This is a genomic window from Diaphorobacter oryzae DSM 22780, assembly GCF_059568935.1.
In genome coordinates this window covers 258,456-273,591 of record NZ_JCANUL010000001.1, presented here as the reverse complement: position 1 = coordinate 273,591, position 15,136 = coordinate 258,456, and the positions used below count along the sequence as shown (strand labels likewise).

Genomic DNA, 15,136 nt, shown 5'->3' with positions numbered 1-15,136 from the left:
ATACAATGTCGCGTTGCGAAACGGCTGGGCCTACAGGCCGGGCCGTCGCCGTTGCCACCCCTATTCCTTGTCCGAGAGCCGCCGCCATGCCGCGTTATCCCTTGCCTCTGATCCCCGCCCTGCTGGCCGCCAGCCTGCTGGCCGCCTGCTCCAGCACGCCCGAAGACAAGACCGCCGGCTGGAGTACCGACAAGATCTATTCTGAAGCGCGCGAGGAACTCAACGGCGGCGCCTATGACAAGGCCGTGCCACTGCTGGAAAAGCTTGAGGGCCGCGCCGCCGGCACGCCGCTGGCCCAGCAGGCGCAACTGGAAAAAGCCTACGCCCAGTACAAGGGCGGCGAAAAGGCCCAGGCGATTTCGACGCTGGACCGCTTCATGAAGCTGCATCCGGCCAGCCCCGCCTACGACTATGCGCTGTATCTCAAGGGCCTGGTGAACTTCAACGACAACCTGGGCCTGTTCTCCTGGATCGCGCGCCAGGATCTCTCCGAGCGGGACCAGAAGGCGGCCAAGGACTCCTTCGAGTCCTTCCGCGAGCTGGTGACGCGCTTTCCCGAGTCCCGCTACGCACAGGACGCGCGCCAGCGCATGACCTACATCGTCAACTCGCTGGCGCAGTACGAAGTGCACGTGGCCCGCTACTACTACGAACGTGGAGCCTATGTGGCAGCCGTGAGCCGCGCGCAGAGTGCGCTGGCCGACTACAAGGAGGTGCCCGCCACCGAGGAGGCGCTGTATATCCTGGTGCGCTCCTACGATGCCCTGGGCATGACGCAGCTGCGCGACGACGCCCGCCGCGTGATGGAGACCTCGTACCCGCAGAGCACGATGCTGCAAAGCGGCTTCAAGACCAAGGACAATCCGTGGTGGAAGTTCTGGTGAGCGCGTCCAGCGCCTCATCGAACGCTTCCTGAGACTCCAGCCTGCGCATCGCGGGCAAGGCCCGCAGCAGGCGTTTTCCGTACCCCATGCGTACCAGGCGGGTGTCGGCCACCACCAGCACGCCGGCATCGCTTTCGCGCCGTATCAGGCGCCCAGCCCCCTGTTTGAGGGCTACGGCCGCGGACGGCAGGGCGTGGTCGCGAAAGGCGCTGCGGCCCTTTTGAACCAGTTGCCGGCCACGGGCCTGTACGACCGGATCCCCCGGCGAAGGAAACGGCAGCTTGTCAATCACGACGAGTTGCAGCGCATCGCCGGGTGCATCGAAGCCCTCCCAGAACGTGGCGGAGCCCACCAGCACATGGCCCACGGCATTGGCCTGCGTGCGAAAGCGTTCCATGATCTGCCGCTTGGGAGCCTGCCCCTGCACCAGCACCTCAATGCCACATCCCAGCGCAAAGCGCAGGCGCAGAGTGCAGGCGATCGCCTCCAGCGCCCGCAGGCTGGTGGTCAGCACCAGCGTGCGCCCACCCAAGCGCGCCACGGCATCGGCCACCCAATGCGCCAGCTGCTCGCTGTGGGCGGCATCCGTCGGCGGTGGCAGCTGCTCGGGCACGAAGAGCGCTGCCTGGCGCGCATAGTCGAACGGGCTTTCCACCCGCAGCGTACGGGCATCTTCCAGGCCGCAGGCCTCGGTGAACCAGCGCAGATCGGCTGCATCGCCCAGCGTGGCCGATGTGAAGACCCATGCGCGCCCATCCGTACCCGAAGAGGCCTGGGGCGTGGCGGGTTCGGGTGCCTCATCCCATGCGCCGGGCTCCGCGGGGAGGCCCTGCCACAGCGCGCGCAGTGCGGGCGCCACGTCCAGCGGTGACTCGGTCATGCGCAACTGCCCCCCCACATCCAGCCAGCGCACGCTCCCCTCTTCCTCTTCTGCGGAGAACCGCGCAAGGCACCCCAGCAACGCCACCACCCGTCCATGCAAATGCGCCAAGTCGGGGGCGAGCACCGTCACGCCATCCAGCCCTGCCAGGGTTGCGCGCAGCGCATCCACGGCGCCCTGCAGCGCGCCCGCCCATCGTGCGGCATCCACGCCATCGGGAGCCCGGCCCACCCAGGCCACGCGCCGCGGTATGGCGGTACCCACAGCGGCATCGCCGGGGCTGGCAGCGACCAGCCGCAAATCACGCGCCGCCTGGCGCAACCGCTCCCGCAAGCCACTCCAATCCGCCAGGCCACACGCACACCGCATGCCCGTGCTCAGCAAATCCTGCCCCAGGTCCAGCAACTGCCCCGTGCCGAACTGCGTGCCGAAGAACTGCATTCCCGTTTCGGCCAATTGATGCGCCTCGTCGAATATCACCACGCGCGCGCTGGGCAGCAACTGGGCCGAGCCCGATTCGCGCACGGCCAGATCGGCGAAGAACAGGTGGTGGTTGATGACTACCACATCGGCCGACAGCGCCTCGCGCCGGGCCTGGTACAGGTGGCATTGGCGAAAGTGCGGGCACTCCTGGCCCAGGCAGTTGTCCCGCGTGGACGTGACGAGCGGCACGACGGGGGAATGCTCATCCAGCTCGGGCAACTCCGCCAGATCGCCCGTACGGGTGGCCTGCGCCCAGAGTTCGATTCCTGCCAGCACCTGCGCAAGATCGTCCCTTCCGGCCATGCCGCCCTGGCGGGTCTGTTCCAGGCGCAAACGGCACAGGTAGCTGGCACGCCCCTTGAGCAGCGCCAAACGCAAAGGAAGCGCCAGGGCGCGCTGCAGCAACGGCAGATCACGGCCGTACAACTGATCCTGCAAGGCCTTGGTGGCCGTGGAAATCACCACCCGCTCGCCGCTGTGCAGTGCCGGAACCAGGTAGGCAAAGGTCTTGCCCACGCCGGTGCCCGCCTCCACCACCAGGCGCTCGCGCGCACCTATGGCGCCCGCCACCGCCAGAGCCATGTCCACCTGGCCTTGCCGGGGACGGAAATGCGGCAGTGCGCGGGCCAGCGGCCCATCATCGGCAAACGCCTGGGCGACAAGATCGTTCAGCAGCATGCAATGCCACCGCAGGCAACGGGGATGGGCGGAAGAAACAGCACGGCTAGCGCTTGGGGGACGTTGGCACGCATGGCAGTAGAGACGCCGCGGCGCGCTTGATCATAATAGGCGCTTCATTCATGCCCCTGCCGTTGCGGGGCAGCAGCCTGCCTACCTACCAGCCCATGACCAAAGCGTTCCGCCTCATTGCTTCGACCGGCATCCACAGGGGTGACCGTGAGTACCAGCAAGACCAGGTCGCCCTGCTCTCCCATCCCCGTTTCAACGGCTGCGTGCTGGGCGTGGTGGCCGACGGCATGGGTGGGCGCAGCGGCGGGCGCAAGGCCTCGGACCAGGTCATGCTCACGGCGCGCCAGCTGTTCGAGCGCTATTCGCCCGAGACGGACGATGCCACGGCGCTGCTCAAGCACATCGTGGAAGAGGCGCATATCGTGATCCGCCTCACAGCGATCTCGGCCGAGCAGGAACCCCACAGCACGATTGCGGCGTTCGTGATCAACCCGCGTGGCGACTGCCACTGGGCGCATGCCGGCGACTCCCGCATCTACCACTTCCAGGGCGGGCGCCAGATCTTTCGCACCAGCGACCATTCCTATGTGCAGGCCCTGGTGGACCGTGGTGAACTCACCGAGGCCGAGGCCAACAACCACCCGCATTCCAACATCCTGGTGGGCTGCCTGGGCACGGAAAGCGACCCGCCCATCGCGGCGCACCTGATCCCCCAATTGCAGCCGGGCGACGTGCTGCTGGCCTGCAGCGACGGCGTGTGGCACTACTTCTCGCCCACCGAACTGGCTTCGGTGCTGGACTCCCTCACGCCGCGCGAGGCCACGGAGTTTCTGATCGATAAGGCGCGCAGCCGCGCGCGCGGCGGCGGCGACAACCTCTCGCTGGTGATCGTGAAGATCGAAACCCTGGTCGAGGGGAAAAAGGCGCAGCGCCTGTCCCCGCTCACAACCGCCGGCTGACTCCGCCTGCGTTCAGGGCTTCGGTGCGTCGCCGGCCTCGCCCGGCGCGGGCAGCGATGCCGGCTGCGAGCGGCCCGAGGCGGCCGCCTCTGCCTGCTGGCGCTCATGCCGCTCGCGGCGCTCGCGGGCCTTTTGCTGCTTGGCCTCGTAGCGGGCGCGCGATTCGGAAATGCGCCCAGGCTCTTCCACCTTGCGGCGTTCCGCATCGGCCGCATGTTCTGCCGCACGGCGCCGCTGGTTGTCCGCACGCTGGCGGGCCTCCTGCTCACGCACACGCGCATCGGTGCGCGAGGTAGCGCGCATGGGCGCGGGCCGCTCGCCGGACTCCAGCCGCTCGCGCTGCTCCTGCTGCTTTTCCTCGATGGTGCGCAGGCGCTGCCCGGCCTTTTCACGGCGCTCGGCATCGTTGAGCTGCAACTCCTGGCTGCGCAGCGCCTTGTCGGCCTCGCGGGCCTTGGCGCGCACACTGCGCAGGCAGTCCTCCACGGCGAACTGCTGGTAGCAGGCGGCCTCATCCTTGCCGCGCTGCAGATCGGCAGCCTTGCGCTGCCTCTGGATCTGCTCGCGCGACTCCTGCCGCTGGGCCTGGACCTGGCCTGCCGCGGCATCCTGCGCCGCCGGCTGCTCGGCCCGCAGTGGCACCGATGCGACGCCGCCCAGGAGCAGCGACAGGATCAAGAGAGTGCGTGGCAGTGCAGGCATCAGGTCAACCCGGTATCGACGACGCGCCGCTCCAGCGCCAGGAACTCCTTGGACTGCATCTCATTGAGACGCGAGACCGTGCGCGGAAACTCGTGCGCCAGCGGCCCCTCGGTATAGAGTTGCTCGGGCGGCACGGCGGCGGAGACGATGAGCTTCACGCGCCTATCGTAGAGCACGTCCACCAGCCAGGTGAAACGGCGCGCCGGAGAGGCCATGTTGACCGGCATGTACGGCACGTTGGACAGCAGCACCGTGTGGAACTGCGAGGCGATCTCCAGGTAGTCGTTCTGCGAGCGCGGCCCCATGCACAGCTCGCGGAAGTCGAACCACACCACGCCGCCGGCACGCCGCACCGAACGGATCTCGCGAGCCTCGATGCGCAGCACCGGGTCTTCGTCGCGCACCTCGGCCAGTTGCTCGAAGGCCTGCGCCATGGCCGCCTCCGCGTCTTGCCCGAGTGGCGTGTGATAGAGCTGCACCAGCTCCAGCGCCCGGCGGCGGTAGTCCGTGCCGTTGTCCACGTTCACCACCTCCATGCGCTCGTTGAGCAGCGCGATGGCGGGCAGGATGCGGTCGCGGTGCAGGCCACCGGGGTACAGCTCGTCCGGCTTGAAGTTGGAGGTCGTGACGAAGCCCACGTCGTTGTCGAACAGCGCCACCAGCAGGCGGTGCAGGATCATCGCGTCGGTGATGTCGGCGACGTGGAACTCGTCGAAACAGATCAGCTTGTAGCGCTTGGCGATGCGCGCACCCAGCACGTCCAGCGGGTTCTGCGTGCCCTGCAGGGCTGCCAGCTCGCGGTGCACCTCGCGCATGAACTCATGGAAGTGCAGCCGCACCTTGCGCTTGATCGGCACGGCGTTGAAGAAGCAATCCATCAGAAAGCTCTTGCCCCGCCCCACGCCGCCATACATGTACACGCCGCGCGGCACCGAGGGGCGGTTGATGAGCTTTTTCAGGGCGTTGGAGCGGCGCTGCTTGTAGCCCGCCCATTCCTGCGCGCAACGCTCCAGGGCATCCACCGCACACAGCTGGGCGGGATCGCTCTTGAAACCCTTGGCGGCCAGTTCGGCCTCGTACGCCTGCCTGACATTCACCGGCACTCTCCCTATGCTTCAAAAACAATAGCTTCCAGCGCTTGATACACAAGCGCTGGAAGCTATTTTTACCTCAAACCAATCAGAAATTGAGGGTGCGCTTGTCCACGGCCAGGGCCGCTTCCTTCGTGGCCTCGGACAGCGAGGGGTGGGCATGGCAAATGCGCGCAATGTCTTCGGCGCTGGCCTTGAACTCCATGGCTACCACGGCCTCGGAGATCAGCTCGGAGGCCATCGGGCCCACGATGTGCACGCCCAGGATCTCGTCCGTGGCGGCATCGGCCAGGAACTTGACCATGCCCGTGGTGTCGCCCAGCGCGCGTGCGCGGCCGTTGGCCAGGAACGGGAAGGTGCCGGCCTTGTACTTCACGCCGTCGGCCTTGAGCTGCTGCTCGGTGCGGCCCACCCAGGCTATCTCGGGGCTGGTGTAGATCACCCAGGGAATGGTGTTGAAGTTCACATGGCCGTGCTGGCCGGCGATGCGCTCGGCCACGGCAACGCCCTCTTCCTCGGCCTTGTGCGCCAGCATGGGGCCGCGCACCACGTCGCCCACCGCCCACACGCCGGGCAGGTTGGTCTTGCAGTCGCCGTCCACCACAATGGCGCCGCGCTCGTCCAGCTGCAGGCCCACGGCCTCGGCATTCAGGCCGACGGTGTTGGGCACGCGGCCGATGGAGACGATCAGCTTGTCCACCTCCAGCTGCTGGGCTTCGCCCTTGGCATTGGTATAGGCCACGGACACGCCCTTCTTGCCGTTCTTGATCTCGCCGACCTTCACGCCCAGCTCGATCTTCAGGCCCTGCTTGTCGAAGGCCTTCTTGGCTTCCTTGGCGATCTGCTCGTCCACGGCGCCCAGGAACGTGGGCAGGCCTTCGAGCACCGTCACCTCCGCGCCCAGGCGGCGCCAGACCGAGCCCATTTCCAGGCCGATCACGCCCGAGCCGATCAGGCCCAGCTTCTTGGGCACCGCGCCGACGCGCAGCGCGCCGTCGTTGGAGAGAATGTTCTCCTCATCGAACGCCACGCCGGGCAGCGCGCGGGCGTTGGAGCCCGTGGCGACCACGACCTGCTTGCCCATCAGGGTTTCCTCGGCGGCTCCGGTCACCTTGATCTCGTAGCCGCCTTCGACGGCCTTGGCGAACGAGCCACGGCCATGGAAGAACGTGACCTTGTTCTTCTTGAACAGGTACAGGATGCCGTCGTTGTTCTGCTTCACGACGGTGTCCTTGCGGGCAATCATCTTGGCCACGTCCATCTTCACGTCCTTGGCCGTGATGCCGTGGTCCGCGAAGTGCAGGTTGGCGTGCTCGAAATGCTCGGATGACTGCAGCAGGGCCTTGGACGGGATGCAGCCCACGTTGGTGCAAGTGCCGCCGGGTGCGGGGCCGCCCTTGTCGTTCTTCCACTCGTCGATGCAGGCTACGTTGAAGCCCAGCTGGGCCGCGCGGATGGCGGCGATGTAGCCGCCGGGACCTGCGCCGATCACGATGACGTCGAATTGTTTGCTCATGTTCAGAAATCTCTTGGTAGGGGATGCTGGAAAAAACCCACCACAGGGCCGGGCCGAGGGTGGGTTTTCGTGGATCGAACCCTGTAAGGCTTACAGGTCGAACAGCAGGCGCGACGGGTCTTCCAGCGCATCCTTCATGGCGACCAGACCCAGCACGGCTTCGCGGCCGTCGATGATGCGGTGGTCATAGGACATGGCCAGGTAGTTCATCGGACGCACGACCACTTGGCCGTTCTCGACCACGGCACGGTCCTTGGTGGCGTGCACGCCCAGGATGGCCGACTGGGGCGGGTTGATGATGGGGGTGGACATCATCGAGCCGAAGGTGCCGCCGTTGGAGATGGAGAAGGTGCCACCGGTCATTTCTTCGATGCCCAGCTTGCCTTCTGCCGCCTTCTTGCCGAACTCGGCGATCTTCTTCTCGATGTCGGCGAAGCTCATCTGGTCGGCGTTGCGCAGGATCGGCACCACCAAGCCACGGGGCGAACCCACGGCGATACCGATGTCGAAGTAGCCGTGGTAGACGATGTCATTGCCGTCCACCGAGGCGTTCAGCACCGGGTACTTCTTGAGCGCATGCACGGCGGCCTTCACGAAGAAGGACATGAAGCCCAGCTTGACGCCGTGTTCCTTGGTGAACGCGTCCTGGAACTTCTTGCGCAGGTCCATCACGGGGGCCATGTTCACTTCGTTGAACGTGGTCAGGATGGCGTTGGTGGACTGCGACTGCAGCAGACGCTCGGCCACGCGGGCACGCAGGCGGCTCATGGGCACGCGCTGCTCGGGGCGGTCGCCCAGATCCTGCTTGGACGAGGGTGCCGCCACCTGGGCCAGCGCCTTGGTGGGCACGCCCGTGGGGATCACGGCGGCGGTGGACTTCACGCCACCGGCCACGGCGGCCAGCACGTCACCCTTGGTCACGCGGCCATCTTTGCCTGAGCCGGTCACGTCGCCCACCGACAGGTTGTTGTCAGCCAGCAGCTTGGCGGCGGCGGGCATGGCCACGTCGCCCTTGCTGCCGCCGGCTGCGGCGGGGGCCGCTGCCACGGGCGCTGCCGCGGCAGCGGGAGCTGGTGCGGCAGCGGCAGGAGCGGCGGCGCCGGCCTTGCCTTCGGAGTCGATCTTGGCGATGACCTGGTCGGAGGCCACGGTGCCGCCATCGGCCACCACGATCTCGGCCATAACGCCGGCGGACGGTGCGGGCACTTCCAGCACCACCTTGTCGGTTTCGATCTCGATCAGGATTTCATCGATCGCCACGGCCTCGCCGGGCTTCTTCTTCCATTGCAGCAGCGTGGCCTCGGCCACGGACTCGGACAGCTGGGGGACTTTGACTTCTACGATAGCCATTTGATTCTTTCCAATGAGGTGTTCTGTACTGAAGTTGGGGGTTGCGGCCTTACTTGGTCAGGACAAAACCCTTGAGCTTGGCGAACGCCGCCTCGACCAGCGCCTTCTGCTGGTCCTGGTGCAGGTGCGAGTAGCCCACGGCCGGCGAGGCCGAAGCGGCGCGGCCGGCGTAGCCGAGCTTCTGGCCGTCCAGCATGTTCTCGTGGATGTTGTGCTGGATGAAAAACCAGGCGCCCTGATTCTGCGGCTCGTCCTGGCACCACACGATGTCGGTGGCGTTGGCGTACTTCTTGATCTCAGCGGCGAAGGCCTTGTGCGGGAACGGATAGAGCTGCTCCACGCGGATGATGGCCACGTCGCTCTGCTCCTTCTCGGCACGCTTCTTCACAAGGTCGTAGTACACCTTGCCCGAGCAGGCGATCACGCGCTTGACCTTGTCAGCGTTCTTCACGACAGCCTCGTCCTGCTCCGGAATCACCGTCTGGAAGCCACCCTTGGTGAACTCGGACAGCGGCGAGGTCGCGTCCTTGTTACGCAGCAGCGACTTGGGCGTCATGATGACCAGGGGTTTGCGCAGGTTGCGCACCATCTGGCGGCGCAGCACGTGGAAGATCTGGCTGGCCGTGGTGGGCTGCACGATCTGCATGTTGGTGTCGGCGGCCAACTGCATGAAACGCTCCAGGCGGGCAGAGCTGTGCTCGGGACCTTGGCCTTCGTAGCCGTGCGGCAGCATCAGCGCGATGCCGTTGATGCGGCCCCACTTCACTTCGCCCGAGGCGATGAACTGGTCGATCACCACCTGCGCGCCGTTGGCGAAGTCGCCGAACTGCGCCTCCCAGATCACCAGCGTGTTGGGGTCGTTGGACGCATAGCCGTACTCGAAGGCCAGCACGGCCTCCTCGGACAGGATGGAGTCAATTACTGTGAACGGAGCCTGGTTGTCGGCCACGTTGGACAGCGGGATGTAGGTGCCTTCGCTCCACTTTTCACGCTTCTGGTCGTGGATCACGGCGTGGCGGTGGGTGAAGGTGCCACGGCCACAGTCTTCGCCGGACAGGCGCACGGGATAGCCCGAAGCCACCAGCGAGGCAAAGGCCATGTGCTCGCCCATGCCCCAGTCCACGTTGACTTCGCCACGGCCCATGGCGGCGCGGTCGTCATAGACCTTTTTCACCAGGGCGTGGGGGTTCACGGTCTCGGGCAGCGTGGTGATCTTCTCGGCCAGGCGCTTCCACTCGGCCAGCGGGATGGCGGTGTCACCGGCATCGGTCCACTTCTGGTTCAGGAAGGGGCTCCAGTCCACGGCGTACTGGCTCTTGAAGTTGGTCAGCACCACGTCCTGGGTGTGACGGCCTTCGTCCATCGCGGTGCGGTAGGCCTTGGCCATATCGTCGCCCAGCGACTCGCCCAGGCCCTGCGCTGCCAGCTTGTCGGCATACAACTTGCGTGTACCGGGGTGGGCCGCGATCTTCTTGTACATCAGCGGCTGGGTCAGCGCGGGCGTGTCCTGCTCGTTGTGGCCCAGCTTGCGGAAGCAGACGATGTCCACCACCACGTCCTGCTGGAACTCCATGCGGTATTCCAGGGCCAGTTGCGTGGCCAAGGTCACGGCCTCCGGGTCGTCGCCGTTCACGTGCAGCACGGGGGACTCCACCATCTTCACGATGTCCGTGCAGTAGGTGGTCGAGCCCTTGTCGCGCGGGTCCGACGTGGTGAAGCCGATCTGGTTGTTGATGATGAGGTGCACCGTGCCGCCGGTGGAGTAGCCACGGGTCTGCATCAGTGCCAGCGTTTCCTGGTTCACGCCCTGGCCGGCAAAGGCCGCATCGCCGTGCACCAGCACCGGCAGCACCTGCTTGCCATGGGGGTCGGCACGGCGGTCCATGCGCGAGCGCACCGAGCCCTCGACCACGGGGTTCACGATTTCCAGGTGCGAGGGGTTGAAGGCCAGCGACAGGTGCACGGGGCCGCCTGCGGTGGACACATCGGAGCTGAAGCCCTGGTGGTACTTCACGTCACCGGCGGGCAGGTCTTCGGGCGCCGTGTGGTCGAACTCGGCAAACAGATCCTTGGGCATCTTGCCCAGGGTGTTGACCAGCACGTTCAGGCGGCCGCGGTGGGCCATGCCAATCACCACTTCCTGCACGCCCTTGACGCCGGCGGAGTTGATCAGCTCATCCATGGCGGCGATGAAGGACTCGCCACCTTCCAGAGAGAAGCGCTTCTGGCCCACGTACTTGGTGTGCAGGTAGCGCTCCAGGCCTTCGGCGGCCGTCAGGCGCTCGAGGATGCGCTTTTTCTTCTCGGCCGAGAAATTGGCCTTGCTGCGGATCGACTCGAGCTTTTGCTGCCACCAGCGCTTCTGGTTCTGGTCGGTGGCATACATGTACTCGACGCCGATGGTGCCGCAGTAGGTTTCGCGCAGAGCGTTCATCAGCTCGCGCAGGGGCATCTTGTCCTTGCCGAAGAAGGTGTTGCTGGCATCGAACACCGTTTCCTGGTCGGCATCGCTGAAGCCGTAGAACGAAGGCTCCAGCTCGGGGATCGTGGGGCGCTCGGTGCGCTTGAGGGGATCCAGATCGGCCCAGCGCTGGCCCACGTTGCGGTACGCGGCGATCAGCTGCTGTACGGCGGTGCGCTTGCGGCCCATTTCGGCGTCTGCGCTGGCCACAACGACCTTGGTGCCGCCGGCCTTGGCGCGCTCGGCGAAGGCGTTGATGACGGGAAGGTGGGGAACGTCCTTGGCATTGCTGCCGTCTACCGCGGGCACATGTTGCAGTGCATCAAAGTATTCGCGCCAGGAATCGGGCACGCTGCCGGGGTTGGCAAGATAGTTTTCATACATCTCTTCGACGTAGGGCGCGTTGCCGCCGAAGAGGTAGGTGTTGCCTTGGTAGGCTTGGTAGACGGATGTCGGTTCGCTCATATGTCCGCTGACCTCTGCTTCCCTGGGGGAAACTTTAGCTGGTTGGTAAACCTTCCGCGTCACGGCTGAACCGGTTGGCGGATGCGACTGTGGCAGGGGAAGGGCCTGGTTGCGGGCGTTATTGTGCCATCGAACCCGGCAAGGCGCGGTGGGCCGCCGCATGCCGCAGTCATGTTGTCTGGCTTACATTTGGGCCCTCATCCCCTCTGCGCACCCATGAACCCGCCTTCGCTCCAGAACCGCACACTGCTGCTTTTGCTTTCCGTTGTCACACTGGCCTTCGGCGCCATCCTGTGGCCGCTCAACGGTGCCATCTTCTGGGGCGTGGTGCTGGCCATCCTGTTCACTCCGCTGCACCGCCGGCTGCTGCGGCGTATGCCCCGGCGGCGCAATCTGGCGGCTCTCGCCACGCTGTGCGTGTGCCTGGTGATCGTGATCCTACCCATGACGCTCATCGGCGTCTCCCTGGCGCAGGAGGCCAGCGTGGCCTACGAACGCGTGCGCTCGGGGCAACTGAACTTCGGCGCCTACCTGCGGCAGGTGCTGGCCGCCCTGCCCGACTGGGCTCTGGAGCTGCTCGACCGCTTCCACCTCACCTCCCTGACCGAGCTGCAGGCCCGCCTGACGGCCATCGGCGCCCAGGCCAGCCAGTTCCTGGCCACCAAGGCGCTGGACGTGGGGCAGAACACGCTGCAGTTCATCGTGAGCTTCGGCGTGATGCTGTACCTGCTGTTCTTCCTGCTGCGCGACGGCCCCCAGCTGGCGGCGCGCATGCGCCAGGCCATTCCGCTGGACACCCGGCACAAGGAGCAGCTCTCGCTCAAGTTCACCACCGTGATCCGCGCCACCGTCAAGGGCAACATCGTGGTGGCAGCGGCGCAGGGCGCCCTGGGCGGCTTCATTTTCTGGGCCCTGGGCATCCAGGGCCCGGTAATGTGGGGCGTGCTCATGGCCTTTCTCTCTCTGCTGCCGGCTGTGGGGGCCAGCCTGATCTGGGGCCCCGTAGCCATCTACTTCCTGGCCACGGGCGCCACGTGGCAGGCTGTCACCCTCACCGCCTACGGCATCTGCGTCATCGGGCTGGTGGACAACCTGCTGCGCCCCATACTGGTCGGCAAGGACACCAAGATGCCGGACTACGTGGTGCTGATCTCCACGCTGGGCGGCATGGCCCTGTTCGGTCTCACGGGCTTCGTCATCGGGCCGGCCATCGCGGCCCTGTTCATGGCCACCTGGGACCTGTTCGCACCGCCGGATGCCGAGCCCCCCCCGCCGGGGCCGTAGCGCACGGCCGCCGCACCGCACATGCGCCGCCTCTCGTCCCGCCACCTCATCCTCTGGGCCCTGGTGCTGGCCATCGGGATCGGCGTGCTGTTCGCGCGAGCGGTGCTCACCATACGCGACGACCAGTGGGCGCATGCCAAGGCTACCAACGCCATGCTGGCCCACACCATCGAGCAGAACATCACCCGCACCATCGACGGCTTCGACCACTCCCTGGCCGGCGTGGTCAACAGCCTGGGCAGCTTCGACCTGCCCAGCCTGTCGCCAGAGCTGCGCTCCGCACTGCTGTTCGACCATTCGCTGCGCATGCGCGGACTGGGCACGGTGGCCGTACTTGACCTGCACGGCAACATCCTCATGGAATCCGGCTCGCCGGTGCCGCGCAGCGGCAACTTTGCCGACCGCGACTACTTCCGCGTCCACCTGCGCGATGGCTTCCAGGGCCTGTACATCGACCAGCCCGTGCAGGCCCGGCTGTCCGGTGGCGCGCCCAGCCTGCCGATGAGCCGCGCCTACTACCACAGCGACGGCACCCTGGCCGGCGTGGTGGTGGGCACCATCCGCATCGAATACTTCCAGGAACTCTTCGCCTCGGTGAACCTGGGCCCCAACAGCCGCATCGTGCTGTGGCGCCAGGACGGCACCAGCCTGGCGCATTTCCCGGGCAAGGCCTTCGACGCGGATCCCGAGCGGCTGCCCGCCAGCCAACTGGAGCGCATACGCGCCAGCACCCAGGGCACATTCACCGACACCCATGCCGACAACGGCACGCGCTTCCTGCACGCCTTTCGCCACCTCAACGGCTACCCGCTCATCGTGAGCGTGGACCAGCCGGTGGAGACCGTCGTCGCCCAGTGGCGCAGCAGCGCCCTCAGGCTGGGCGCCTTCGCGCTGCTGCTGATGCTGGCCTGCGTGGGGCTCATGCTGCTGTTCGTGCACGAGCTGGAGCGGCGCCAGTCCGTCAGCGCCCAGCTGCGCGAGGCTGAGCACGACCTGCGCACCATCCTCAACAACCTGCCCTCCCTCGTGGCCTACTGGGACCGGCGGCTGCACAACCGCTTCGCCAACGAAGCCTACCGCCAGTCCCTGGGCGTCACGCCGGAGCAGCTGCGCACCCAGAGCCTGCCCGAGCTGGCCAGTGCCGACACCTACGGGAAGGTGCGCCCCCATGTGGAGCGCGCGCTGCAGGGCCACAAGCAGGTGTTCGAGCGCAGCCTGCTGCTGCCCTCGGGCCAGCGCCGGCATGTGCTCACCTCCTACATCCCCGACCAGGAGGACGGTGTGGTGCAGGGCTTCTTCGTGCAGATCGACGACCTTACCGAGCGCAAGCACATGGAAGACCTGCTGTTCGAGGAAAAGGAGCGCGTGCGGCTCACGCTGCAGGCCATCGGGGACGCGGTGCTGTGCGCCGACGCCGAAGGCCACGTCACCTACATCAATCCGGCGGCCGAGGCCCTGACCGGCTGGCAGGCCTTCCACGCCGCGGGCAGGCCCGCCGCGGAAGTGGCCCCGCTGCAAATGCCGCAGGCCCAGTCCGCCCAACCCCACCCCATCGCGCGCGCGCTGAGCGAGGGCACGGGCCATGGCGCCCAGCGCGGCCTGGTGCTGCAGCGGCGCGACGGGCAACAGGTGGACATCGAGGAATCCTGCCGCGCCATCACCGACCGGCACGGCCAGGTCACGGGCGCGGTGATGGTGCTGCGCGACGTCACCCAGGTCATGGCCCTGTCGCGCCGCATGGCGCACCTGGCGCAGCACGACGCGCTCACCGGCCTGCCCAACCGCGTGCTGCTGCAAGACCGTGCCGAGCAGGCCATCGCCCAGGCCCAGCGCGGCGGCCACCGGCTGGCGCTGCTGTACCTGGACCTTGACGGATTCAAGCAGGTCAACGACACGCTGGGCCATGATGCGGGCGACCTGCTGCTCGTGCAGGTGGCCCAGCGCCTGCGGGCCGCCGTACGCGAGTCCGACACGCTGTCCCGCCAGGGCGGTGACGAGTTCATCGTGCTGCTGCCGATGGTGGCGCGGCCAGCCCAGGCCGCCACGGTGGCCCGCAAGCTCACGGCAGCCTGCGCGAGCGCCTTCGTACTGCCCCATGGCGAGGCCCATGTGGGGCTGAGCGGCGGCATTGCGCTCTACCCCGATCACGGCCGCAGCTTCGAGGAACTGGCGCGCTGCGCCGACACGGCCCTCTACGCCGCCAAGCGCCAGGGACGCAGGCAATTCCGCCTGTATGCCGGCCCCACCCGCCAGCCCGAGCCGCTGCCAGATGCGGACTCGGAAGCCGGCACGGAAGCTGACTCGGAAGCCGCACCCGCCCCAGGCCATCAAAAACAATAGCGCCTCGCGCTTTATACAAGGGCGCTACAGC

10 protein-coding genes are annotated in these 15,136 nt (G+C 66.7%); 4 read left to right on the top strand and 6 right to left on the bottom strand.

Going from position 1 to position 15,136, the window contains the following annotated elements; genetic code table 11:
- The first annotated feature begins 86 nt into the window (after positions 1-86).
- Entirely contained in the window at positions 87-884 is a 798-nt protein-coding gene (locus BP68_RS01285; protein ID WP_496368281.1) for an outer membrane protein assembly factor BamD, read from the top strand.
- Here BP68_RS01285 and yoaA read toward each other — a convergent pair.
- Positions 847-2,925: a DNA repair helicase YoaA gene (yoaA, locus tag BP68_RS01280; RefSeq protein WP_496368279.1), complete on the bottom strand. Its 2,079-nt coding sequence runs from the start codon at positions 2,923-2,925 to the stop codon at positions 847-849. The genes BP68_RS01285 and yoaA overlap by 38 nt on opposite strands.
- A 167-nt stretch (positions 2,926-3,092) precedes the next feature.
- Here yoaA and BP68_RS01275 point away from each other — a divergent pair, with 167 nt between their 5' ends.
- Positions 3,093-3,896 (top strand): PP2C family protein-serine/threonine phosphatase, encoded by an 804-nt coding sequence (locus BP68_RS01275; protein WP_496368277.1) that lies wholly within the window; start codon positions 3,093-3,095, stop codon positions 3,894-3,896.
- 12 nt (positions 3,897-3,908) lie between these two features.
- Here the strand turns inward: BP68_RS01275 and BP68_RS01270 are convergent, their stop codons facing one another.
- The 5 genes from BP68_RS01270 to BP68_RS01250 form a co-directional block, all read right to left on the bottom strand.
- Entirely contained in the window at positions 3,909-4,598 is a 690-nt protein-coding gene (locus BP68_RS01270) for a hypothetical protein (RefSeq protein ID WP_496368275.1), read from the bottom strand.
- A complete protein-coding gene (zapE, locus tag BP68_RS01265) occupies positions 4,598-5,695 on the bottom strand; it encodes a cell division protein ZapE (RefSeq protein WP_496368273.1) in 1,098 nt (365 codons plus the stop codon). Before zapE ends, BP68_RS01270 begins: the two co-directional genes overlap by 1 nt.
- Positions 5,696-5,777: 82 nt before the next feature.
- Positions 5,778-7,205: a dihydrolipoyl dehydrogenase gene (gene lpdA / locus BP68_RS01260; protein WP_496368271.1), complete on the bottom strand. Its 1,428-nt coding sequence runs from the start codon at positions 7,203-7,205 to the stop codon at positions 5,778-5,780.
- 90 nt (positions 7,206-7,295) lie between these two features.
- A complete protein-coding gene (gene odhB / locus BP68_RS01255) occupies positions 7,296-8,555 on the bottom strand; it encodes a 2-oxoglutarate dehydrogenase complex dihydrolipoyllysine-residue succinyltransferase (protein ID WP_496368269.1) in 1,260 nt (419 codons plus the stop codon).
- Positions 8,556-8,604: 49 nt separating this feature from the next.
- Entirely contained in the window at positions 8,605-11,481 is a 2,877-nt protein-coding gene (locus BP68_RS01250; protein WP_496368268.1) for a 2-oxoglutarate dehydrogenase E1 component, read from the bottom strand.
- Between the two features lie 216 nt (positions 11,482-11,697).
- On the opposite strand from BP68_RS01250, the gene BP68_RS01245 reads away from it, so the two are divergent.
- Positions 11,698-12,765, top strand: a complete 1,068-nt coding sequence (locus BP68_RS01245) for an AI-2E family transporter (RefSeq protein WP_496368266.1) — start codon at positions 11,698-11,700, stop codon at positions 12,763-12,765.
- 21 nt (positions 12,766-12,786) lie between these two features.
- Positions 12,787-15,105, top strand: coding sequence for a diguanylate cyclase domain-containing protein (locus BP68_RS01240; RefSeq protein WP_496368264.1), 2,319 nt, complete (start codon positions 12,787-12,789; stop codon positions 15,103-15,105).
- Positions 15,106-15,136: the final 31 nt, after the last annotated feature.